We start from the raw sequence: 24,466 nt of genomic DNA on the forward strand, positions 1-24,466 counted from the left end.
AAGGCTTCTGGATTTTTATTGTAAAAATTGCTGATTTCATACCCTTCGTTAATTCAGCAATAATATCTTTGCAGCAAATTCAGAAGATTCCATGCAAAACATTAAAAACATTATTTTCGATTACGGAAACGTAATATTTGATATCGATTTCAGAATTGCTCAGGCCTCTTTTCAAAAATTGGGCATCACAGATATCGAAAATTTCTTTGCGCACAAAGCGCATAACCAACTATTTGATGACATTGAAACTGGTGCCATTTCTCCGGCCGAATTTAGGACAGGAATTAGAAATGCCGCAGGCAAACCTGAATTAACCGACCAGCAGATTGACGAGGCATGGAATAGCCTGTTAATTGGAACGATACAAGAAAACCACGATTTACTGCTTGAAGTAAAAGAAAAATACCGTACTTTTTTGTTAAGCAACAATAATGAAATCCACTACGATTGGATTATCAATTACCTGAAAACAACCTTCCAGATTAATAATTATGATGCTTATTTTGAGAAAGTTTATTTCTCGCAACACATGAAACTGCGTAAACCCAACACCAATATTTTTGAGCAGGTGTTAAAAGAAAACAACCTCAATCCGGCCGAAACGTTATTTATCGACGATAGTCCACAACATATAGAAGGCGCTAAAAAAGTGGGATTAAACGCTTTATTAATGACTGAAAAACCAGCTCAACTAGGGGCCTTTTTAAAAGCAAACGGAATTTTGTAAATTAATATATGTCAGAAAAAAAATTTAAGTCGCTAAAAGAGTTCTATCCTTTTTACTTGTCAGAGCACAAGAATACCACATCGCGTATCTTACATTTTATTGGTACCGGCTTGGTTTGCCTGGCTTTTTTTACAGGTTTTCTTTTTCACAACTGGCATTTCTTTTTAGCAATTCCTGTATTGGGCTACGGCTTTGCATGGGTTGGGCACTTCTTTTTCGAGAAAAACAAACCTGCTACTTTTCAGTATCCGGGTTATAGTTTAGTGAGCGATTTTATCTTGTTCTACGATCTGTTATCAGGCAAACAATCTTTTGTGGTAAAGAAATAGTTTTCAGGAGCTAAAAATACCTTTCAATCTAAACTCGATCCGATAACTATCGGATCAGCATGATGGTTACAAAAAATAAAATCGTCATCTCGACTGAAGCACCGCGGAATGGAGAGATCTACCTTGAGATAGATTTCTAGAATGCGTTGCACTCCGATCGAAATGACAACTCTGTTAACTAAAAACTACCAACTGTTAACCAAAAACTACAGTTTCCTTCTTTTTAATTCTCTTTCAATCAACCCAAGTTCACGGCCTGTTTGTCCGGCTACTGAAGTATTTTCCTGTGCCCTTCTGAATAAATAAGGCATTACCGCTTTAATCGGTCCGTAAGGAACATATTTTGCTACATTATAGTTCGAATCGGCAAGATTAAAACTTAAGTTGTCACTCATCCCCAATAACTGGGCAAAATATACATGAGGATGATTGTGCGTTATATTTTTTTCCTCTAAAAGATAAGTTAATAAGCGGCTGCTATCTTCATTATGCGTTCCGGCAACAATGGCAATTTCTTCAATATGATCAATACAATAACGTAAAGATTCGTTATAATCGCGGTCAGATGCCGCTTTATCCGGCTGAATTGGCGAAGGATATCCCATTTCTGCAGCACGTTTACGCTCTTTTTCCATGTAAGCACCACGTACCATTTTTACACCCAAAATAAAACCATCTGCTTTAGCTATTAAATGGTCAGCTTTCATATCCGCTAATTTATCATGACGATACATTTGGTAAGTATTGTACACAATAATCCGTTCCCGGTTAAATTTACGCATCATATCCAGCGCCAACTCATCTATGGTATTCTGAATCCAGGTTTCTTCAGCATCAATCATGATTGGCACAGCTTTATCGAAAGCCGTTTTGCAGATCATTTCGCACCGTAATTTTACTTTTTCGTATTCTGCCTGTTCTGCTGCAGTTAAAACTTCTTTGGCATCCAGTTTCTGCAAGAGTGCAAAACGGCCGATACCTGTTATTTTGAAAACCGTAATCGGAATTTTGGTATCGCCATCGGCACGTACTATAGTACGGATAATTTCGGCACAGGTTTCATCAAAAACCTGTTCTTCTTCTTCTCCTTCTACCGAATAATCTAAAATGGTACCTACCCCCCCTTTATCCAATTGCTCAATAGCTTTATTACATTCTGCAATGGTTTCACCACCGCAAAACTGCTGAAAAATGGTCGTTTTAATCGCTCCCTGAATCGGCAAACCAATATTTAAAAAGAAGTTTGTAATGGCCGGACCAACTTTGGTGAGGAAATTACTCCCAATCATTTTAAAAAGCCAGTATGCTTTTTTAAGCTCATGGTTAGATTTTTGACGGAAAGCGATTTCCGTATTGTCGAAATTGGGTTGTTTTTTGGTGGATAAATCCATTTTTACTATATAATAAGTCAGATTGGTGCAAAATTATAAAAAGCATTGGTTGTTAAAACTAAAAACCTCTAAATAATCGTATTTTTGCATAAAATGATACAATTCAAATTAGAAGGCGAATTTATTCCATTAATCCAACTGCTAAAAGCAACAGGCTTGGTTGGAACCGGTGGTGATGCACAGGCTGCTGTGATGGACGGTTTGGTAAAATGCAACGGCGAAGTAGAATTCCGCAAACGCTATAAAGTCAGGATTGGCGACATCATCACTTTTGAACAAGATAAAATCGAAGTAATTTAATGGAAACCTTAACGAGCGCAGGCCATTCGCTTTATTTCGAAAGCAATTTAGACGCCTTAAAAACACTTTTAGAAAGCAACAAGTACAGCAAAGTTTTTGTACTGGCTGATGAGCATACCAGCGAAATCTGCCTGCCCCTGTTCCAGTCGCTTTTAGATGATTTTTCTGAATTTGACCTGATTGAAACTTCGGCAGGTGAAGAAAATAAAAATATCGATTTCTGTATCGGCATCTGGAAAACCTTACTGGACTTTGAAGCCGACCGCAAAAGTTTAATGATCAACCTTGGCGGTGGTGTAATTACAGATATGGGTGGCTTTATTGCCTCTACTTACAAAAGAGGTATTGATTTTATCAATGTACCCACTACCCTTCTATCACAGGTTGATGCTTCGGTAGGTGGCAAAACAGGAATCGATATTGACAATGTAAAAAACATGGTGGGTACCTTTACCTTGCCACAAATGGTTTTTATCGAAACTGCATTCTTAAAAACATTGCCGGAGCGCGAGCTTTTATCAGGTTTTGCCGAAATGATCAAACATGGTTTGATTTATGACAAGTCTTATTACGAAAAGTTAAAAGCCAGTAATTACCTTACTCCTGCTGCAGAAGACATTTACCGATCGGTTGAAATTAAAAACGAAGTGGTTACCATCGATCCGCATGAGAAAAACTTACGGAAGATTTTAAACTTCGGCCATACCATTGGTCACGCTGTGGAAGGCTATTCGCTGGCAAATGACGAAAATCCATTAACACATGGTGAAGCCATTGCTATTGGTTTTGTGTGCGAGGCAGCATTATCAATCAAAAACAGTACGTTAAGCAAGGAAGAACTGAAAGATATCAGTGGTTATATTTTATCTTTATACCCAAAATACCACATCAAAAAAGAAAGTTTCGATACCCTTTTGGAACTGATGCAGAGTGATAAAAAGAACGAAGATGGAAACATTCTCTTCTCACTTTTAGAACAAACAGGTAAATGCACGTTTAACTGCCGTGTAAGTACAGCCGATATTTTAAGCAGTTTGGATTACTATAACAGTTTATAAAATGAAGTATACAGGAAGTGATATTTCTGTTATCGGGCTATTTGGCTTCGTAATCGTTTTAACCCTGGTTGAAATGTATTTTAGCTATGCGCACGACAGAAAATTATATACCAAACGCGATACCTGGACGAACATCTACCTGATGACGGCAGCCGTTGTGATTAATTTAGGCACTAAAACATTTACTTTTTTCTTGTTGGCCTATTGCTATCAATTCCGTTTATTCCAGATTTCTAATATTTGGGTATATTGGATTGTGCTCATTTTAGCGCAGGATTTTTTATACTGGTTTTTGCACACCGTTGGCCATTATGTACGCTTTTTCTGGGCGATGCATGTTACCCATCATTCATCTGAACACTTTAACTTAACCACCGGTTTCCGTTCAACTGTTTTTGAGCCTTTGTACCGGGTTTTCTTTTATCTTCCGCTGGCATTTATGGGCTTTACTGCAGTTGATATTCTTTTTGCCTACCTGGTTACCCAAATTTACGGCAATCTTGTTCACACCCAATACAACATCAAATTCCCGAAATGGTACGAGTATATTTTCGTAACCCCATCCCATCACCGGGTACACCATGCCAGCAACGTACGTTACCTGGATAAAAACATGGGTATGGTATTGATTCTTTGGGACAGGTGGTTTGGCACTTTCCAGGAAGAATTGCCTGAAGATGTAGTGAAATATGGTCTAACTACACAACCTACTGATACCGGGCCGGTAAACATTATTTTTCATGAGTTTAAAGCTTTAACTGCAGACGTTAAAAAGGCACCAAACTTTATGGATAAAGTAAAATACATTTTCAATCCACCGGGATGGAGCCATGATGGAAGCACTAAAATCGCTAAAATTATGCAGCAGGAATTGCGTGAGGAAGAACAGAAAAAGTATGATGAACTGCAACTGCAAAAAGTAAAGGGACTTAACGATCGGGGAGAGTTAAGTTCTACAGGATAAAAAATTAAGCTAAAGGTCTGTGTATCCACACGGACCTTTTTCGTGATATGCTTTAGCTATTGTTTTTTAACCACAGATGCACACAGATAAACACAGATGATAGTTTCGTACGCTAAAAGATAGATCTCTCCACTTCGCGTTGCTACGGCTGAGATGACGAGGATTCTATTGAGTCTGTCAATGGTAGAGGTTAGTGGAATTGCAATAGTCTACTGGAGATTTTTTTTTGTCATATTATTTTTATTGAGAAGCATTACTTTAGATATTTTTCTTTCTTTTAAGCTGCGATTTTAGGATTTATTGAGCTGTTTGCAAACTCTAATGGCGATAAGTACCCTAAGTATGAATGTCTTCTTTTTCTATTATACCAGACCTCTATATATTCAAAAATGGCTAAACTAGCCTTCGCTCTTGTTTTATATATCTGCTGGTATATCATTTCTGTTTTTATAGTTTTAAAGAAACTCTCTGCAACTGCGTTATCCCAACAGTTTCCTTTTCTGCTCATGCTTTGCTTTATCCCTAAGCATTCTAATTTTTTTCTGAACTCGGAACATGCATATTGTATACCTCTGTCTGAGTGAAAAATTAACTGTTGGGTAATAGGTCTATTCTTTATAGCCATTTCTAATGCCTTTATCGTGGTGTTCTCAGCTTCCATATTTTCACTTAATGACCAGCCTACAACTTTTCTATCCGCCAGATCTATAACTGTTGTCAGATATAGCCAACCTTCCCCAGTTTGTATATAAGTGAGGTCTGAAACCCATTTCTCTCTAATATTGGCGGCATAAAAATCTCTATTAAGGAAATTTTCTGCTAAGGAGTAAGTGTGCTGTGAATCTGTTGTCTGTACCCATTTCTTACGGATGGTACTCTTTATACCCAATCTGCGCATCAGCCTGGCAACTCTGGGCCGAGAGATAAAGATCCCTCTGGAACATAATTCGGCAGTAATACGCGGACTCCCGTAACACCCTTTACTCTCTGCGTAAATCTTGCTTATCTCTATCATAAGATAATTATCATCGGTAAGCCGCTTACCCTGGGGGTTTTTTAACCAGTAATAAAAACTACTGTTGTTTATTCCAAATACCCTACACATCCTTTCAACAGAAAATATCTTTCGGTAATCTTTTATAAATCCGAATATCTCCCGTCTCCCTTGGAAAAGATGCCTACCGCCTTTTTTAATATATCACGTTCTAGCTGGGCTTCTTTAAGCTCCTTTTGAAGTTTCCGAATCAATTGCTGCTCCTCGCTAAGGCTTGTAGTATCAGCTTTTGCAATTCCTTCGCGCTCTTTCCATTTACTTAAAAGGTTCGAACTTATACCCAATTCTATTGCAACATCCTTTATCGAACCCCGCGCATGGGCCAGATCCAAAGCCATTCTTTTAAAAGGCTCATCAAATATTCGTCTGCTCATATATTCAAATTTAAAGTTTAATGTTTAAATCTGACAAATAAAACCCTCCAGTCAAATGTAGCAACTCCATAGAGTTTTTCAAATACGTTAGTGGGTTGATGACAGCTATACTAAGGACGTCATTTCTACCGCATTGGAGAACCCGAAGGCTCTGCGAAGCAAAATCTTTTTACAACGCTCCTTCCGTAGCGTTAAGCATAGCGTCTCTATAGGTATAAAAATAAATTGAGTTTATAGACTCAATTAAAAAGAGTCACAGACTCTTTTCTACTATTAATCCGTAGCGCCCCTCGAAACACTACGGGCAGAAACTAACAAATTGCATTTCTGCTGCCCGTGCCAATTACGAAGCTCTTTTTTTTGCACACTTCATCATAATTTTTTATATTAGGTTAATCAAAGGCGATGATAACCCAAATCAATCTCGTCTGATTAAAGATTCCCAAAAAAAAATATTCCAAGTCCACCTTTACGCCACATTTACCCCGCGTTTATGCCACCTTCCGGCCAGGCTTGCTTAACACCTGCTTGCACACTGCTTAACCCTTGCTTTGGTTGAGTAATGCCCCTGTTGGAGCTCAGGTAGATCAAACATTTGACTCGCTTGAGATCTGCAGGCTAACAATGGCTAAATAAAAGGTAAAGGGAAAGTTATCTTAAGGTATTGTTGGTGTATAACTGTGTCGGAGCAGCCCGGTTAAAGAAACAATAAACGGCTGTCCGGATTTTTTTATCCTGCCCTGTCCGTAGCGTTAAGCATAGCGTCTTTATGGATACAAGAATAAATTGAGTGTATAAACTCAATTAAATGAGTCACTGACTTTTTTCTATTATTAATCCGTAGCGCCCTTTGCAACGCTACAGACAGACACGGGGATACCATCATTTCAAGCGGACCAGATAGCTATCGGATTGTAGCGCAGTCGGGAACCCGATAGCTCTGCGAAACGAAGTCTGCCAGAATAGATCTCTCCACTTCGCTTTGCTCCGGTCGAGATGACGAATCCATTGGCCCTAACCATATAAAAATCCGTTTTTAAGTTGTTTCAAAAAATAAAAAGACTAATCCAGGATACAGATCATTTTAGACAAAATTAAATTTTATTAAAAATATTTTCGTTTTCCTATTGACAAATTAAATTTTGTTATTACATTTGGCTCAACAAAAAAAAGAAATGCAAATTACAAACACATATTACTTTGGTTACTTTTACTATTTTAGTAAGAGCCGGGGCTAATATGCAAAAAGATATATAACAATATTAAAATGTATAAAAAAGTCCCGGCAAACAGCCGGGACTTTTTTGTTTTAACGCAAAATGGAAACGACAAAACGAGTAGCAATTCAGGGTATTAAAGCATCTTTCCACGAAGAAGCGGCATACAAATTCTTTGGTAAAGACATTGAAACTGTTGAGTGTAATTCTTTTAAAGAAACCTGCGACAAGCTAGAGAAAAACGACGCCGATTTCGTAGTGATGGCTATCGAAAACTCTATTGCGGGTAGCTTATTACCAAACTATACCTTGATCCGCGATTACGGCTTTTCAGTTGTGGGCGAAGTTTACTTAGCTATCCAATTGCACTTAATGGCATTACCGGGCGTAAAGTTCGAGGATATTAAAGTCGTTACCTCACACCCTATAGCCATCCGCCAGTGTATCGATTTCTTTTACGATTATCCTCACATTAAAATTGTAGAAAGCAACGATACTGCTGCCTGCGCAAAACGGATCCAGGAAGAGCAATTAACAGATACCATGGCCATTGCAAACAGCTTAGCCGCCGAACTTTACGGCTTAAATATTTTAGAACGCCGTGTAGAATCGAACAAGAAAAACTATACCCGTTTTCTGATCCTTAAGAAGGATAAAACAGACGAAGGAAAGAAAATAAACAAAGCATCAATCTGTTTTCAGGTCGGACACAAAGCAGGCTCATTGGCAACTGTGTTAAATATTTTTGCAGAACAAGAGGTAAGCTTAACAAAAATACAATCTATGCCTGTTTTAGGTAAAAGAAACGAGTATTACTTTTACGTGGATTTAGAGTGGCCGAGCACCGAAAAATACGATAAAGCGATCAGGAAAGCATTAAAATATACATCGAACTTTAATATCTTAGGAGAGTATCAGAAGAACGATAAAGTATAATAGTCGGGAGTCCATAGTCAGGAGTCCGAAGACAAATAGCAGAGCATTCAATTAATAATATAAAATAATTAAAATATATTCCGGATATCCGACTAGGAATCTGGACTTTAAACAAACCCGTCATCATGAAACTTAATTTAAACATTCAGCCTTTAAACACCTGGTTAAACGTAAACAACGAACCATTAATCATTTCTGGTCCTTGTAGTGCAGAAACTGAAGAACAACTATTAACAACAGCACATTTATTGGCTGCTACCGGCAAAGTATCGGTATTGAGAGCTGGTATCTGGAAACCACGTACCCGTCCGGGAGAATTCGAAGGTATTGGAAGTATTGGTTTAGAGTGGTTAAAACGTGCTAAAGCAGAAACCGGTTTGCCAACGGCTGTTGAGGTTGCCAATGCAAAACACGTTGAAGAGGCCTTAGCAGCTGGTGTAGATATCCTTTGGATTGGTGCACGTTCTACGGTAAACCCATTCACGGTTCAGGAAATTGCTGATGCTTTAAAAGGCCATGATGTTCCGGTATTGATTAAAAACCCGGTAAACCCTGATTTACAATTATGGATCGGTGCAATTGAACGGATCAATGGCGCAGGAATTACTAAGATCGGTGCCATTCACCGCGGTTTCTCTTCATTCGAGAAAAGTTCATTCCGTAACGAACCAATGTGGGAACTTGCTATTCAGTTAAAAACACTTTGTCCTGAATTACCAATTATCAACGATCCAAGTCACATTTGCGGTAACCGTGAATTAATCCCTTACATCTCTCAAAAAGCTTTGGATTTAGACATGCAAGGTTTAATGATCGAATCTCATGTAGATCCTTCAGTTGCCTGGACAGATGCTAAACAACAAGTTACACCGGCTGCTTTAGCAGAATTGGTAGACCGTTTAACAGTACGTGAACCGGAAGCACCAAACGAAGCTTTCGCTGATAAATTAGCCGACTTACGTAAATCAATCGATAAAATTGATGATATTTTATTACAGAAATTAGGCGAACGTATGGCTATCGTTGAGAAAATCGGCGAGTTTAAGCGTGATAACCAAGTAACTATTTTACAGGTGAACCGTTGGGATGCCATCATTAAAAAAGGTCACGCTTTTGCAAAAGCTTTAAAATTAGACCTGAACTTTACTGAGAAATTTTTAGAATTGATGCACGGTGAATCGATCCGTAAACAAACTGAAATTATGAATGCTGGTAAAGCTGAAAAAGGCATTGCGGCTGAACAACATACTGAAGTTAAAGCGTAATAAAGGTGGAGGGTTTGAAGGTTTAAGGTGGAGGGTAAAGTCTAAATCTTAAAAACAAAGATCTTTAAAAAGGTAGAAGGTTTAAGGTAGAGGGTGAAACCTAACCTTAAAAAGATATCCTCTACAAGTAACATTATTAATGTGGTGTCAGGTGTTTCCATCTGACACTTACATTTAAGAATAAAAACAGAATAAAATGTCGAAAAACGCCTTAGTTTCTTTTAAAGGAACCAAGAATATCAATACGGAAATCCAATTAACAGGCTCTAAAAGCGAATGCAACAGAGCTTTGATTATTAGCGCTTTAAGCAAGAAACTGGTTAAAGTTGAAAACCTTTCCAATGCTGCCGATACGGTAACGTTAAATGGAATTCTGAATAATCTGGAAGAAGAATTAGAAGTTGAAATTGAGGAATCAAAAACGGTTGATGTTGGTCCTGCGGGAACTGCCATGCGCTTTTTATCAGCTTATCTTTCTGCTAAAAACGGTAATTTTCTATTAACAGGAACCGAAAGAATGAAGCAACGCCCGATCGGGATTTTGGCTGAGGCATTGAGAACAATCGGTGCTGATATTTCGTATGTAGAATCAGACGGTTTTCCTCCATTAAATATTACTGGTCCTTTAAATCAAAAAACTGCTGAAGTTAAAATAAAAGGCGATATCAGTAGTCAGTATATTTCAGCTTTGCTGATGATTGCCCCTATCCTACCTCAGGGTTTAACGTTAGAAATCGAAGGCGAACTGACTTCTAAACCGTATGTAGATATGACTTTAGATATGTTGGCTGAAGTTGGCATTGAACATAGCTGGAATGGAAATTCAATTACCATTAAACCACAGGTTTTTAAAGCTGGTACTTTGGTTGTTGAGCCAGACTGGAGCGCGGCATCGTATTGGTATAGCATTGCAGCTTTAGCAGATGAAGCAGAAATTAATTTACCCACTTTAAAAGAGAAAAGTTTACAGGGTGATAGCCAGATCAAAAATATCATGAAGATATTTGGCATCGCTACCAGCAAAACCGATAATGGAATTGCCATTAGCAACTTAGGTCTTTCTTTAGATACTAAAGAAATTTTAGATTTAAAAACCTGTCCGGATTTAGCACAAACTATTGTAGTTATTGCGGCTGCCTTGGGCAAAAATATGGCATTTACAGGTTTAGAAACCTTAAAAATTAAAGAAACAGATCGTATTGCAGCTCTTCAGAACGAATTGGCTAAAATAGGCGTTACTTTTACAGAAGATAATCTGGTTTATACTTTAAATACAGACAACCTTCATTTTCCTGATCAGGTTACTTTTGCAACCTACGAGGACCACCGTATGGCAATGGCTTTTGCTCCTCTTGCATTATTAATCAACGAAGTTGAAATTGAAGAAATGCAGGTAGTAGAAAAATCTTATCCTTATTATTGGGAAGATTTGAAAAAAGCGGGATTTGATGTTAGCATAAAGTAAGTACCAAGTATTAAGAACCCAGTATCGAGATTGGATGTAAAAATCCATTCAATAATTTAATCAATCTATAATTCAATCAAAAATAATGGCAGGCAACTCATTCGGACAATTATTTCGCATCACCACTTTTGGAGAATCTCATGGCGTAGCCATCGGGGTAATTATTGATGGCTGTCCGGCGCAATTGGATATCGATATGGATTTTATCCAGTCAGAACTTGACAAACGTAAACCTGGTCAATCCAAAATCACCACGCAAAGAAAAGAAAGTGATACCGTTCAGGTTTTGTCGGGTGTATTTGAAGGAAAAAGTACCGGGACACCAATTGCCTTGCTGATTCCAAACGAAGATCAACGCTCAAAAGATTACGGTCACAATGTTGATGTTTACCGTCCCAGCCACGCTGATTATGTTTATGATGCGAAATATGGTATCCGCGATCACCGTGGCGGAGGCCGTTCTTCTGCGCGCGAAACTGCTGCCCGTGTAGCAGCCGGAGCAATTGCCAAACTGTTTTTAAAGCAACAGGGCATTGAAATTTTTGCACACGTAACTTCAGTAGGAACAATAGAAGCTCCTAATTTGGAAGGCAATGATTTATCAGCTTTATTGCAAATTAGAGAAGAAAATATTGTGCGCTGTGCTGATCCGGCAACTGCAAACGAAATGATAGCGTTTATCGATTCGGTTAGAAAAGATGGCGACACCGTTGGTGGAAAAATAGGCTGTATAATAAAAGGCTGCCCTGCGGGTTTAGGGGAACCAGTTTTTGATAAATTGCATGCCGATTTAGGGAAAGCTATGCTCAGCATTAATGCTGTTCATGGTTTCGAATATGGCTCTGGCTTTGCCGGAAGTGAATTAAGAGGATCTCAGCACAATGACATCCCTCAGCCAAAAGTTGCTGATTCAAAAGTTTTTAAAACAACGACTAATTATGCTGGTGGCATTTTGGGCGGCATCTCTAATGGGATGGATATTACCTTCAAAGTAGCTTTTAAGCCTGTTGCCACCATTATGCATAACCAACAAACCATCAATGCAGCTGGTGAAGCCTCCGAGATTAAAGGGAAAGGCCGGCATGACCCTTGTGTGGTACCCAGGGCAGTAGTAATTGTTGAGGCAATGGCTGCACTCGTTTTAGCCGATCAGTTTTTAAGAAACAAAGTAAGTATTATTTAATTTTCGCAAATGAGAACCATCACTTTCTTATTGTTATTGATCAGTATGAATGGCTTTGCACAGAATTATGCTGAACAGATTGCCAAACATCGTGAAATCTATAAACAGGATTTCATTAAAGACGAACGGTCGCCGCTCAGGAAAAACGACCTGCAAAACCTTCATTTTTATGAGGCAGATAGTACTTACAAAATCTTAGCGGATGTAGAAACACTGAAGAATGAAAAAGTTTTCAAAATGTCTACTTTCGATGGGTCCAGCAGCGATTATTATAAATATGCACATGTAAACTTTGTTCTTAATAGCAAAAAAATCCAAATGACTTTATATAAAAGTGTTTCTTTATCGACCAACCCAGTTTATAAAGATCACCTTTTTCTACCCTTTACTGATGAGACCAACAATAAGGAAACTTATGGCGGTGGCAGATACATTGATCTGGATGCAAAAGAAATCGTAGATAACCACATTGAAATCGATTTTAATAAAGCCTACAATCCTTACTGTGCTTATAGTGACGGATACCGTTGTCCTGTGCCGCCAGAAGACAACAACCTGCAATTGGCTGTAAAAGCTGGCGAAAAACTATATACTGGTGAAAAGAAACACTAGAAATAAAAGTTAATATTACGTTTATCTGCAAAATGATCCCTGGATTGTATTATAATCCGCTTTTTAACGTAAATTACGCACATTAAGTAAAAATAACCCATTCCTAAATGACGTACAGCTGTTTAATTGTTGATGATAATGAAATTGAAAGAGATGCCATAGAAATGCATCTAAAAAAAATCCCTTCATTAAATATTATCGCTGTGTGTAGTAATGGTATAGAAGCTTCGCAAATTTTATCAACCGTTTCTGTGGATATTGTTTATTCTGATATTGATATGCCAGAGCTTTCCGGTATGGATTTATTAAAGAGTATTAAAAAACAACCGTTATTTATATTTATTACTTCATTTAGTGAGTACGCGGCAGAAAGTTTTAATCTGGATGCATTGGATTTTATTGTAAAGCCCGCAACGTTCGAACGTATATTAAAAGCCACCAACAAAGCGATCGAGTATATTGAGTTAAGGAAACAATTAAATAAACTTCCTTTCGAAAACTTAAACAACGACGATAAAAAAGACGACGATTATTTCTTTTTTAGAGAGACTAAAGGCATAACCAAGCTTAAATATAATGATGTAATTTATATTGAAAGTATGGGTGATTTTTCAAAGCTGTTTACCAGTATCGATAAACATGTTATTTTAGTAAGCCTAAAAAATCTGGAAAAACAACTACCTTCGAAAATTTTCTCAAGGGTACACAAACAATACATCATTAATATAAACCATATCGTAACCTTAACCAATCATGAGGTTCATTTAGATCATAACTTTCTGGTTCCCATAAGTGCTTCTAACAGGCAGGAATTATTAGAAAGATCAATTGACAAGAAAATTCTGTCGAGATTTTTAAAATAAGTTATTTTTTCATGATTATTTTAAAATAACTTCCACCTGTAGGATTAATATCAGCGCTAATTTTACCATCCATCAAGCTAATAAAGGTTCTGCAGAGCAATAAACCTAAACCTGTACCTTTTTCTTTATTGGTACCTGATGTACTCACACCCGCACCTAGATAGCCTGGCATATTAAAATGCTCCACCTGTACAGGTGTTAAACCGATCCCTGTATCTGAAATTTTAATCTCCAGCACATTTCCGTTATGATCAGCATAAGTTGTAATTTTACCACCGTTTGGCGTAAATTTTATGGCATTACTGATGATGTTTCGAATAACCAGCGTTAACATATTCGAATCTGCTTTGCAAAACGTTTTGGCTGGCACAAAATTCTGAATAACCAGGCTTTTTTCGTTGGCATTATCCTGCAAAGAAAGAATAACTTCGTCAATCAGCTCATGAATATCTAGCGATTCTAAATACGGGTTAAACCCCTGCATCTGGCTGGCCGCCCAATTAAGGAGATTCTCCATCATTGTAGAGGTATAGGTGAGGTTGTTTTTTAGTGCCGCAGCATATCTGTTTAATTTCTCTTGCTCAATATCCCCTCCTTCTAACAACTGCATAAAGGAAATTAATGAATTTACTGGGGTACGCATATCGTGACTTACCACACTAAAAATACGGTCTTTAACCTTACTTAACTGCTCTAACTCCCGTTTTTGGGTATTGATAATGATATTCAGCCTCATTGTTTTCCGCTGATTAAAAAATATAACAACAGCAATAATGAGAATCAGTATGGTAGCTATGATGAGGAATAATCTTAAACGTTCATCAAATTTAATCTGTTGTACCTGTTTACTAATCTGCTTATCTTTTATCCCGGCGGCTAACTTTGCCTCAAATTTAGCATTAGCAAATTTACTATCCTGAGCCAAACGATGAATATTGAGATCAGCTTTTGCCTTTTGAAAAGTTAGGAGGTCTAATGCTTTTTCTTTATCACTCAACACTAATTGTTGCCTTTTTAGTTCAAGTTCTTGTTGTTGTCTTTTTAACTCGCCATCTGTAAGTTTTTGCTTCAATAAATAATCACGTTCTTTAATTCCAAAATCGAGCTGCATCTGCCTTCTGGTAATTTCCTTTTCCTTTTCCTGATCAAAAATCTTATCCCTAACTGCAATGTACTGCCTGTAGTAGGCTAATGATTTGTTATAATCCTTTTGTTTTTCATATACCGTACTCAACCCTAAACTAGATTGTTTTTCTATATCTAATAATCTGTTTTCTTCGGCAATTTTTAAACTATTATTGAGTAATAGGATGGCATTTTCAAAATCATTTTCCTTTTGGTAAAAGTTTCCTAATGCATATAAACTTGCGGCATAAGCTTCTTTATTCTCTCCCGACTTATTTAACTCAACTGATTTTTGATACGACTTTAACGCTGCGTCCTTTTGTCCTATTGAACTGTATAAGTCAGCAAGTTCTCGTTTAACAGTGGCTATTAAACCTATATCTCCAATGGCTTCTGATACCCGCAACGATTTATTGTAATACGCTAAAGCCAGTTTAATTTTCTGGTCAGGCAATACATTCATCTCCCTTAATTCGCGATCTGAGGCCTCGAAATAATTGGCACCAATCAAACCATAAACAACCGCTACGCCTCTTGTATTTTCGCCCGCTTTAGCAAATACTTTTAGTGCCATGTTCATATAAACCAAGGCCTGACTCTGATTACCCAAACTTTGATAAATAGTAGAAATATTGGTGTAACAACTTGCCATGTCGCCTTCGTTGCCCATTTTTTCGAAGATCGCTATGGCCTTTTGGTTAACTTCTAACGATTTTGCATAATCAGGAATGCTGCCATATAAAGCCCCTAAATTGAGGTAAGTTCCGGCAACCATATCTAAGTTACCTACTGAGGAAAATTCGGCGACTGCATTGTGATAATTCTCTTCTGCCTTTTGATAATTAGACCTACCATGATACATTGTACCTCTACGGTAATAAGCCATTGCAGAGAATTTTTTTAGATTTCTCTCATGTGAAAGCTGAATGGTTTTATCAATATACTCTTCCGCTTTATCTACACTTTTCATCCTCATGTATTGGCGGTAAACTTCCGTCAATATTTTGATTTTGGTGGAATCTGTTCTTAGATTCTTTTGATTTAAACTTAAAAGGCTATCCAGTTTTTTCTGCGGGGCACTCATCTGACCAAAACCTGCCGTACATAAAAACAAAAAAAGTAGGAGCAGCATACTTTTTTTCAAAAAACATACTTTGCTAACAAACTGAGCATGTACAAGATGGAGATTCATTTTCAGATCAAACTAATAATTTGTTTTATCGGAAAATAGCACAAAAAATCTCGAAAATTACAGCATTTCATGTTCGTGATGAGATAAAACATTCTGAAATAGGGATAGGCTATAAAAGTAAATAAAAAAGTGGTCAAAAGACACCCATTTTGTTACCTTTTGATAAAAATCACAATCATTCAAGCATAAAAAGATAATAAACAGACTTTTAACCCTTTAAATTATTCAGACCTTTAAATTTATACCTAACCATCATTTTATTAAAAAATTGAAGGATATTTAGTTGGATTTGCATCGTGCATCATCTGATAGATGGTTTCAATAACATCATCAACTGATGGTTTACTGAAATAATCACCGTCTGATCCAAATGGTGGACGATGTGCTTTGGCTGATAATGTTTTTGGCTGACCATCTAAATGGAAATAACCTTTTTGTTCTTCCAGAACCTTTTGCAGGATATATGCAGATGCACCTCCCGGAACATCCTCATCTACTACCAATAATTTATTGGTTTTGGCAAGCGAGTTTACACAAACCTGGGTGGTATCGAAAGGCAAAAGCGTTTGTGGATCAATAATTTCAACCGAAATGCCTAGTAAGCTTAATTCTTCTGCTGCTTCCTGAACAATTCTTAATGAAGATCCGTAAGAGATTACGGTAATATCGGTTCCTTCTTCTAAAACCTCTGCTTTACCTAACGGGACAGTAAAACTACCTACATTACCTGGTAGTTTTTCTTTAAGCCGGTAACCGTTTAAACACTCAATTACTACGGCAGGTTCGTCAGCCCTGAAGAGGGTGTTGTACATGCCGGCAGCTTGGGTCATATTTCTGGGTACGCATAGGTGCATCCCTCTTAAAGCGCCTAAAATCATGCTGATTGGCGAGCCCGAATGCCAGATTCCTTCCAACCGATGACCACGGGTACGTACGATAACCGGTGCTTTTTGAATTCCTTTGGTACGGTAAGAAAGTGAAGCTAAATCGTCGCTAAGTACATTTAATGCGAAAATTAAATAATCAAGATATTGTATTTCAGCAATCGGTTTTAGGCCCCTCATGGCCAAGCCAATACCCTGCCCCATAATGGTCATTTCTCTAATTCCGGTATCGGTGATTCGCAATTCGCCATATTTAGCCTGCAAACCTGCAAAACCTTGATTTACATCACCAATATTTCCCAGATCTTCTCCAAAAGCAACCAAACGTGGATCGCGGGCAAAGTTTTCGTTAAAGCAGGCATTAAGCACTTCCCTACCGTCAACCATTTTCGATTGCTCATCATAAACAGCATCAACCACTGCGATCATATCCGGGCTTTCTTTGCCATTGGTATGCAGTTTAGAATTGTATCTGTCGTGATTAAACTTGGCTTGTTGCTTGTACCAGGCTAAAAGTTCATTGCGTTCAGGGGAGTTAAAACTAGCCGATAAACGTATAGCTTTTCGTACAGCAGTAAAAACTTCCCGACGTTGTGCATCAGCAGTTGAGGCCAGATTTGCAGCAATTTTAGCCAGTTCAGGCTGATGTTTAGCCATACTGCTAATTAAATCAACAACTTGCTTTTGTTCTGGTTTAATACTATCCAAAAACTCATTCCAGGCTTCTTTTTGTGCATTACGTACAAAAACCTTTGCATTCTTTTCAACCTCTGCAATTTCCTCTTCGGTTGCTACCGCCGATTCGAGCATCCAGGCACGCATTTTCTGAATACAATCGTATTCTGTTTCCCAGGATAACCGGTCTTTTGATTTGTACCTTTCATGTGAACCAGAGGTAGAATGCCCCTGAGGCTGAGTAAGTTCGGTAACGTGAATTAAAACAGGTACATGTTCGTCTCTGCAAACATTTATCGCTTTTTCATATACCTCGCATAAAGCCGGATAATCCCAGCCTTTCACCTTATAAATTTCATAACCTGGTTGATCAGCATTACGCTGAAAACCTTTTAAAACCTCAGATATATCTTCTTTGGTAGTCTGATATTTTGCCGGAACTGAGATACCATAGGCATCGTCCCAAATAGAAACGGCCATCGGTATCTGTAAAACACCCGCAGCATTAATAGCTTCGAAAAATACCCCCTCCGAAGTTGATGCATTACCAATAGTACCAAAAGCAACTTCATTTCCGCTTACAGAAAAGTGTTTTAAGTAATCGAGTTCTTTATTTTGTCTAAATAATTTAGAAGCATAAGCTAAACCTACCAAACGGGCCATTTGGCCTCCGGTTGGAGAAATATCAGATGAGCAGTTTTTAATCTGCGTTAAATCGTTCCAGCTACCATCTTCATTAATAGATTTTGTTGCAAAATGACAATTCATTTGTCTTCCCCCCGAAAACGGATCAGCACCGTCGGTTGGATTGGCATAAAGCTGTGCGAAAAATTCTTTGATGGTAGAAATACCGGTTGCAAAGGCAAAAGTTTGGTCGCGGTAATAACCCGAGCGCCAATCGCCGTTTTTAAAGGCTCTCGCCATAGCCAACTGAGGAACTTCTTTACCATCGCCAAAAATGCCAAATTTAGCCTTCCCTGTTAATACTTCTCTACGGCCTAAAACACTGGCCTGCCTACTTTCAAAGGCTATTTTATAATCATTTATAACGATCGATTTAAAATCGTTAAAACTGAGTTCAGAAGCATCAATAGCGTTGGTCATCAATTTTTCATTCGGCATAGTAATCAAAGATTGGTTGCGGCAAATATAGACAAAATTAAAAGTTTGCCTTTAACCTCTATTGTAAAATTATATATCGGTTTGCAAAATATATTTGGAATAGTTTTTGTTTTAATAGGAAAACATTAAATTTGTTTTAGAATTTTAAAAAATAAATTACAGCCACATAACATGAAAAAGATCTTAGTATTATTCGCTTTTGTTTTAGGTTTTGGTGTTGCAGTAAATGCACAAACCAAGCCTGCAGAGTTTAAATTTGAATCGGAAACTCACGATTTCGGTAAAATTGTTTTGAACAAACCAGTAACTTACGACTTCAAATACACAAACGTTGGCGAAGCGCCTTTGATTATCACCAAAGCTGAAGCGAGTTGCGGATGTACAGTACCTAAATACACTTCTACCCCATTAAAAAAAGGTGAAACTGGTGTAATTTCGGTAACGTTTAACGCTGCTGCCGGTCCTTCTACTTTTTCGAAGGCCGTAACCATTACTTCAAATGCTAAAACACCAATTAAAGTGCTTTACATCAAAGGTGAAACGGTTGCCGCAGCTTCAAAATAATTTTTAAATGATAATATTTAAAAAGTCCCGATTTTCATCGGGACTTTTTTATTTTTGTGCCATGCCAAAAATTTCACAAAAGGGTGTGCAGATGCCTGCATCACCAATCAGAAAGTTAACCCCGTTTGCAGATCAAGCTAAAAAAGATGGTAAAAAAGTTTTCCATTTAAATATTGGTCAGCCAGATATAGAAACACCTGAAGGAATGTTAAATGCCATTAAAAACATTGATTTTAATGTTTGGGCCTATACTCCATCAGAAGGTACACTTGCATATCGTTTAAAACTTACCGAATATTATAATAAACTGGGTTACAATATTACACCCGAAAATATATTGGTAACAGTTGGCGGCTCTGAAGCCATCACCATTGCCATGCAAACCTGCGTAAACGAGGGGGATGAAATTATCATTCCAGAACCTTTTTATGCCAATTACAATGGTTTTGCCTGCATGAGCAATGTGGTGGTAAAACCAATCCTTTCTTACATTGAAAATGGCTTTGCATTACCGCCGATTGCTGAATTCGAAAAACTGATTACGGAAAAAACGAAGGCGATCATCATTTGTAACCCTAATAATCCTACTGGTTATTTATATTCAAGAGCAGAATTAGAGGCTTTAAAAACCCTTTGTGTTAAATACGATCTGTTTTTATTCTCTGATGAAGCTTATCGCGAATTTTGTTATGATGGAAGGGAATTTATCTCACCCATGCATTTAGATGGTTTAGATGAAAACGTGGTCATTATGGATACGGTTTCTAAACGTTACAGTGCTTGTGGTGCACGTTTAGGCTGTCTAATTACTAAAAATAAAGAAGTTATCGCATCAGGATTAAAATTTGCGCAGGCAAGATTAAGTCCAGGCATGGTTGAACAAATTGCTGGTGCAGCAGCTGTAGATACGCCAGATAGTTATTTTGAAAAAGTAAATACCGAATATACTTTGCGTCGTGATACTTTGGTTGGCCGGTTAAATAATATAGAAGGTGTTTTCTGTCCTAATCCTGGCGGTGCATTTTACGTAGTAGCAAAGTTTCCTATTGATGATGCTGATAAATTTTGTCAGTGGATTTTAGAAGATTTCAGTCATAATGACCAAACGGTAATGATGGCCCCTGCAACGGGCTTCTACTCTACCCCTGGTTCTGGTAAAAACGAAGTTCGTATGGCATACGTATTAAATACCGATGATTTAAATACAGCTATGGACTGCTTGGAAGTAGCATTGAAGCAATATCCGGGAAGAGTAGGTTAATTGTATAAATTTTCTTAAACCGATTAATTGTTTAGCAAAGGTTCAGTTTAAACAATTAATCGGTTTAAATAGTTAAGAACGTATAGTTAATTTTGTATATCCTATAGCCTGAATAATAGCAAAAAAGCAGAATTAAAAGCATTTTATTCCGGCTATTCATTCACTTCTGTGCATGTGAGTTAAACTGATAACCGCGCCATTTTAGCAAAACAATAAGCGGGTTGCAACGGTTTTGAGATCATGACAGCATTTAATATTGAAATAGAACATAGTGATCAATCGATCACCCTGACCATTACCCCAAAAGCTGATTATTTTAAGATTGTTTATTTAGGAGATCTTTTAGGGGCAATAAAAAAACAGGAATCTGACTGGATCTTACTAAAAGCAGAAGAGATTGAGCCTGAGGAACTAATACCATTTAAATTGACAGAAAAAGGTCATCATCTTTCTCTAGGTGTGGCCGAGATCAACCAGATCTCAGGCGCAATTGAAAACCACTTAAAATAGTTAGAATAACATAAGTTAAATACGCTCAAAAAAATTGAGTTAGTGACATCTATTTTCTACCTATTCCTTTCCTTATTTCCCAAATACCCTGTTGGCATTTTAGCACAATTCACATTGCCTTTCTACTTTCATCAACCTTATGGCATGGGTAACATTTTCCTTTATAAATAATATTTGTCTTTATGTGGCTGACCGTCGATATCCAGATTGATGATTTATCATCCATTATGCACCCCAATGCCCGCCAATATGAATATCATTGAATAACTCAGCCGACTAAAATTAAATTATGTGCTAATATCAGCCAAAAACTTGGCTAAAATCAGGTTTTACCACGTTAAAGATTCGTTTTACCACGTTGATGCAAAAAAGAAAAATTAAAAACCTAGAATTAATGGACTGGTTACACAGTGCTTTAGTTGCAAAACAATCTTTATATTACTATCAACAATCTCATTATCGGAACTTTTTACTAGGCAAATGATGTACGAACTTATCAGCTTCAGGGAAATAATTTTAGATGCCATTAAAGTGGGAGCAGCATATCAATGCCCAGGTAAGGAACTTCAAAATGAAATTTTAAAGGAAAGTAAAAGAATAATCAGTTCCATTCAGCATAATGTAACACAAATAGCTCCTGATAAATCAAAGGCTTATATCAGACAACATCAAAGCGGGTTGGTGCAATTAATGGATGAGTTAGCAGCCATGGTAGATGAGGATAATCTTAACGCCTGTCAAAAAAACAAAAATGAGGGAATTAGTAGCATAGTAAACCTACTCAACAAAATGGTTTTGGATCTTCAGCAGTATTTGCCCTATTATTTTGACTATGATTGTGCCGTTTCTATAACTACCCAGAAAAAACTGTTAGTAAATATTGAAGAAAATTCCAGCAAGATCCTGAAAAACCTTGGAGAACTGAATACAGATAATGAAATCATCATCTTTTTTAAGTATATCTTTGAACACCTCAATAGCAGCCCAAGCCGTTTCACTTTCGAACAGGCTATATATTTACATGAATTTTTTGAGTCGCTTGAAATAGCATTGAATAAATTCGTACCTTCTTTAGCTATGTCAGGGATTATTCTACTGCTCGTCTCCTTAAATTTTAATCATCCATATTTTTATCATTCCTGCTGCAGCCATTTTAATCATGAACTTCAAAAATGCGAAAGCATTAGCGAGCAATATAGATTAATTCATTTCTTTAAAAAGCTAATTGGGCAGGTTTTTAAAACCATAAGCATACCATATAATAGAAATTTGTCCAATATTGACGAATCATTACTAAGGTATATTGAAAGCGAAATCAGCTACCTCAAATCAATAGATACTATAGCTGAAGACCTGAGTCGCGGAGGCATTTTAGATAGCAATTTTAAAGTAACCTTTACGGTAAAACAGCTTGCCATATTCATTCATCTACAAGTTGAGGCGGGCATCATCACAACGCAGAGCCCCAAGGCATTGCATCAATATATTACAAAACATTATAGTACTGTAGAACAAGATACTATATCAGAAAAAAGCTTTAAAAACGCTTACTATGGGAATATTGGAAAGGATGTTGAAAAAGTGATCGACAAGATTGTCGCTATGTTGGCCATTGCCCAAGAAAAATGCTAACTAATAAGATTTAACAAATCCTTCCTGCGTAAAAAATCAACAAATTCAAAATACCAGCGCTCTGAATAATCATCCAGCTCATGTAATTCTTTTTGCTGGGTTCCAATAATATCCTGAAGTGTAAAAAAACCCATTAGTTTACTTCTAAGCTTAAAATTCTCGGATAGCGGAAGTTCTGCAATTGGCAGATTGAGGAGAAAGTGATTTGACTGGGAAAAACTGTCCATAAAAAGCGTGGGTTAACCCGATATCCGCTTTAGAGGCACCGCAAAATGCCCAGACACAAGATAAACAGGCACCCACGCGTAGCGTAGGCAACCATCTATTTTTTCCTGTGTCTTTTGAAGTTTTGCGGTTTTCTAAAACAGTAAAATAGCTATTGCTACAATATCAAATATGTAATTAATTTTTATTTCATGGCTCAAATATAACAGATCTGAATCTTTTATTCCCCGAAAACAAAAAAATAAAGGGGTTGCCAGGGGTTGCTCCATCAGCAACTTGACAAACTTGGAAATATGCATTTCTTTATCCTTAAAAACAGGTTATGAAAAAAGAACAATACCTCTCCAAATTATCGTCCTATCAAAAACTTTCGGTAGGCCTCAGCGCATATCTTAATTATGCGATGTACCAAACTAATTTTAGTAAAATTGAACAAATTCCACTCGAAAGTACGGAGCTTGGCAGTTTTTGTTACCTGGCCAAAGGCAGCGGAAGATTATTTGTTTATGATACCGAAAACGAGCAAGGAATCACCATCCTTTTCTTCCAGGTACAAGATATGTTACCAAACCTTAAATCTATTTCCAAATATGTGCAAGGGCAGCTTTTCATACAATTTTCAGAAGATACCGAACTGCTTAGCATACCAAATAAACACACCGATAACATACACAAACTATTCCGCGAATCCGCTACTTTGATTACAGAAATAAACGCAGAAATACTTGCAAAAATAATCATCGTATCTTCCGGATTAAAAATCCTGGATGCTGACCAGCGACTGCATAAACTACTTGAATCTTTTCCGGCAGTTTTTAACCAAACCGCAGTAAAAGATGTTGCATCATACCTGGGCATTCATAGTAGTACTTTGAGTGCGATGAGAAATAAAAACAAGAAACGTACGAGATAATTTAAGTTACCCTTTGCCAAAAAATACCATTATACCCCATGTAGCTGTCATTTTTTTTCTACAAGGCACCTGTTTTTCCCATCTAGATGTGAGGTGATTTAGAAGACAATAATCCAATTTCGGAATAGCAAAGAAAATTGGATATGAAGACAAAGTTACCACAGGTTATTTCAGCAGCATTTATTTTGCTATGGATATATACAGCAGGCAACAAGCTGCTAAACTTTCATTCTTACAAACAGGAAATGAGCCTACAGGTTTTCAGCCCAGACTTCGCAGCCATACTGGTATATGCAGTACCGTTTATTGAAATACTTTGCGCAATACTGCTATTGATTAAAAAAACCAATACACTAGGCTTAGGCTTATCGCTCTTACTCATGTTGGCTTTTACGGGTTATATCCTACTCATCATTTCAGGCTATTTTCCCAAAACACCATGCAGTTGTGGTGGTGTGATTAAGGCTATGGGATGGAAAGCCCACCTCATTTTCAATCTCTTTTTTCTTACGGCTGCAACTCTCTCACTATATATTAAACTAAAGCTGGAGGTAGGTGACAAAGATTAAGGTATAAAATGGATCTGGCCAAGCCAATAAAAAAACAAAACAAGCTGTATTGATGG

23 protein-coding genes are annotated in these 24,466 nt (G+C 37.3%); 17 read left to right on the forward strand and 6 right to left on the reverse strand.

Translation table 11 applies throughout. The features are described 5' to 3' along the window. Positions 1-91 precede the first annotated feature (91 nt). Together KYH19_RS11725 and KYH19_RS11730 are read left to right on the forward strand one after the other, a co-directional pair. Positions 92-727, forward strand: coding sequence for an HAD family phosphatase (locus KYH19_RS11725; protein ID WP_219075249.1), 636 nt, complete (start codon positions 92-94; stop codon positions 725-727). An 8-nt stretch (positions 728-735) separates the two neighbouring features. After that, positions 736-1,056 carry a DUF962 domain-containing protein gene (locus tag KYH19_RS11730; RefSeq protein ID WP_193420103.1) on the forward strand — a complete coding sequence of 107 codons (321 nt, stop codon included), beginning with the start codon at positions 736-738 and terminating at the stop codon, positions 1,054-1,056. A 206-nt stretch (positions 1,057-1,262) separates the two neighbouring features. On the opposite strand, the gene KYH19_RS11735 is transcribed toward KYH19_RS11730, so the two are convergent. Next, positions 1,263-2,447, reverse strand: coding sequence for a proline dehydrogenase family protein (locus KYH19_RS11735; RefSeq protein WP_219075250.1), 1,185 nt, complete (start codon positions 2,445-2,447; stop codon positions 1,263-1,265). A 93-nt stretch (positions 2,448-2,540) separates the two neighbouring features. On the opposite strand from KYH19_RS11735, the gene KYH19_RS11740 reads away from it, so the two are divergent. From KYH19_RS11740 to KYH19_RS11750, 3 genes are read left to right on the forward strand one after another with little or no spacing between them, the layout of a single operon-like run. Continuing rightward, entirely contained in the window at positions 2,541-2,747 is a 207-nt protein-coding gene (locus tag KYH19_RS11740; protein ID WP_219075251.1) for an RNA-binding S4 domain-containing protein, read from the forward strand. Beyond that, on the forward strand, positions 2,747-3,805 hold the full coding sequence (aroB, locus tag KYH19_RS11745; protein ID WP_219075252.1) for a 3-dehydroquinate synthase: 1,059 nt from the start codon (positions 2,747-2,749) through the stop codon (positions 3,803-3,805). Before KYH19_RS11740 ends, aroB begins: the two co-directional genes overlap by 1 nt. 1 nt (position 3,806) lies before the next feature. After that, entirely contained in the window at positions 3,807-4,769 is a 963-nt protein-coding gene (locus KYH19_RS11750; protein WP_132404097.1) for a sterol desaturase family protein, read from the forward strand. 277 nt (positions 4,770-5,046) lie between these two features. On the opposite strand, the gene KYH19_RS11755 is transcribed toward KYH19_RS11750, so the two are convergent. Both KYH19_RS11755 and KYH19_RS11760 read right to left on the reverse strand, forming a co-directional pair. Continuing rightward, on the reverse strand, positions 5,047-5,964 hold the full coding sequence (locus KYH19_RS11755) for an IS3 family transposase (protein ID WP_132404431.1): 918 nt from the start codon (positions 5,962-5,964) through the stop codon (positions 5,047-5,049). Continuing rightward, positions 5,907-6,197, reverse strand: coding sequence for a transposase (locus KYH19_RS11760; protein ID WP_132404428.1), 291 nt, complete (start codon positions 6,195-6,197; stop codon positions 5,907-5,909). Before KYH19_RS11760 ends, KYH19_RS11755 begins: the two co-directional genes overlap by 58 nt. Positions 6,198-7,516: 1,319 nt before the next feature. Between KYH19_RS11760 and KYH19_RS11765 the strand changes: the two genes are divergently transcribed. The 6 genes from KYH19_RS11765 (at position 7,517) to KYH19_RS11790 (ending at position 13,738) form a co-directional block, all read left to right on the forward strand. Continuing rightward, the gene (locus tag KYH19_RS11765) at positions 7,517-8,350 is read left to right on the forward strand and encodes a prephenate dehydratase (RefSeq protein ID WP_132401299.1); all 834 of its coding nucleotides are present in this window, start codon (positions 7,517-7,519) and stop codon (positions 8,348-8,350) included. A 125-nt stretch (positions 8,351-8,475) separates the two neighbouring features. After that, entirely contained in the window at positions 8,476-9,615 is a 1,140-nt protein-coding gene (locus tag KYH19_RS11770) for a chorismate mutase (protein WP_055907066.1), read from the forward strand. A gap of 196 nt (positions 9,616-9,811) precedes the next feature. Continuing rightward, positions 9,812-11,080, forward strand: coding sequence for a 3-phosphoshikimate 1-carboxyvinyltransferase (aroA, locus tag KYH19_RS11775; RefSeq protein ID WP_219075253.1), 1,269 nt, complete (start codon positions 9,812-9,814; stop codon positions 11,078-11,080). Between the two features lie 85 nt (positions 11,081-11,165). Then, positions 11,166-12,263, forward strand: a complete 1,098-nt coding sequence (gene aroC, locus KYH19_RS11780) for a chorismate synthase (protein ID WP_219075254.1) — start codon at positions 11,166-11,168, stop codon at positions 12,261-12,263. 9 nt (positions 12,264-12,272) lie between these two features. After that, entirely contained in the window at positions 12,273-12,875 is a 603-nt protein-coding gene (locus KYH19_RS11785; RefSeq protein WP_219075255.1) for a DUF1684 domain-containing protein, read from the forward strand. Between the two features lie 107 nt (positions 12,876-12,982). Beyond that, positions 12,983-13,738 carry a LytTR family DNA-binding domain-containing protein gene (locus tag KYH19_RS11790; protein WP_219075256.1) on the forward strand — a complete coding sequence of 252 codons (756 nt, stop codon included), beginning with the start codon at positions 12,983-12,985 and terminating at the stop codon, positions 13,736-13,738. A gap of 1 nt (position 13,739) precedes the next feature. Here the strand turns inward: KYH19_RS11790 and KYH19_RS11795 are convergent, their stop codons facing one another. Both KYH19_RS11795 and KYH19_RS11800 read right to left on the reverse strand, forming a co-directional pair. Next, on the reverse strand, positions 13,740-15,995 hold the full coding sequence (locus tag KYH19_RS11795) for a tetratricopeptide repeat protein (protein ID WP_219075257.1): 2,256 nt from the start codon (positions 15,993-15,995) through the stop codon (positions 13,740-13,742). Between the two features lie 320 nt (positions 15,996-16,315). After that, positions 16,316-18,736: a thiamine pyrophosphate-dependent enzyme gene (locus KYH19_RS11800; RefSeq protein WP_219075258.1), complete on the reverse strand. Its 2,421-nt coding sequence runs from the start codon at positions 18,734-18,736 to the stop codon at positions 16,316-16,318. 171 nt (positions 18,737-18,907) lie between these two features. On the opposite strand from KYH19_RS11800, the gene KYH19_RS11805 reads away from it, so the two are divergent. The 4 genes from KYH19_RS11805 to KYH19_RS11820 all read left to right on the forward strand — a co-directional run bounded on the left by KYH19_RS11805 (position 18,908) and on the right by KYH19_RS11820 (position 22,703). Next, on the forward strand, positions 18,908-19,300 hold the full coding sequence (locus KYH19_RS11805) for a DUF1573 domain-containing protein (protein ID WP_219075259.1): 393 nt from the start codon (positions 18,908-18,910) through the stop codon (positions 19,298-19,300). 61 nt (positions 19,301-19,361) lie between these two features. Further along, complete coding sequence (locus KYH19_RS11810; protein ID WP_132401326.1) at positions 19,362-20,561, forward strand: pyridoxal phosphate-dependent aminotransferase; 1,200 nt, start codon at positions 19,362-19,364, stop codon at positions 20,559-20,561. Positions 20,562-20,801: 240 nt separating this feature from the next. Then, complete coding sequence (locus KYH19_RS11815) at positions 20,802-21,071, forward strand: hypothetical protein (RefSeq protein ID WP_219075260.1); 270 nt, start codon at positions 20,802-20,804, stop codon at positions 21,069-21,071. A gap of 480 nt (positions 21,072-21,551) precedes the next feature. Next, positions 21,552-22,703: a hypothetical protein gene (locus tag KYH19_RS11820; protein WP_219075261.1), complete on the forward strand. Its 1,152-nt coding sequence runs from the start codon at positions 21,552-21,554 to the stop codon at positions 22,701-22,703. On the opposite strand, the gene KYH19_RS11825 is transcribed toward KYH19_RS11820, so the two are convergent. Beyond that, positions 22,700-22,930 carry a hypothetical protein gene (locus KYH19_RS11825; RefSeq protein ID WP_219075262.1) on the reverse strand — a complete coding sequence of 77 codons (231 nt, stop codon included), beginning with the start codon at positions 22,928-22,930 and terminating at the stop codon, positions 22,700-22,702. The genes KYH19_RS11820 and KYH19_RS11825 overlap by 4 nt on opposite strands. A 320-nt stretch (positions 22,931-23,250) precedes the next feature. On the opposite strand from KYH19_RS11825, the gene KYH19_RS11830 reads away from it, so the two are divergent. Both KYH19_RS11830 and KYH19_RS11835 read left to right on the forward strand, forming a co-directional pair. After that, positions 23,251-23,841, forward strand: coding sequence for a hypothetical protein (locus tag KYH19_RS11830; protein WP_219075263.1), 591 nt, complete (start codon positions 23,251-23,253; stop codon positions 23,839-23,841). A gap of 143 nt (positions 23,842-23,984) precedes the next feature. Next, positions 23,985-24,410: a MauE/DoxX family redox-associated membrane protein gene (locus KYH19_RS11835; protein WP_219075264.1), complete on the forward strand. Its 426-nt coding sequence runs from the start codon at positions 23,985-23,987 to the stop codon at positions 24,408-24,410. Positions 24,411-24,466 lie beyond the last annotated feature (56 nt).

Source organism: Pedobacter sp. D749, assembly GCF_019317285.1.
Classification (GTDB): domain Bacteria; phylum Bacteroidota; class Bacteroidia; order Sphingobacteriales; family Sphingobacteriaceae; genus Pedobacter.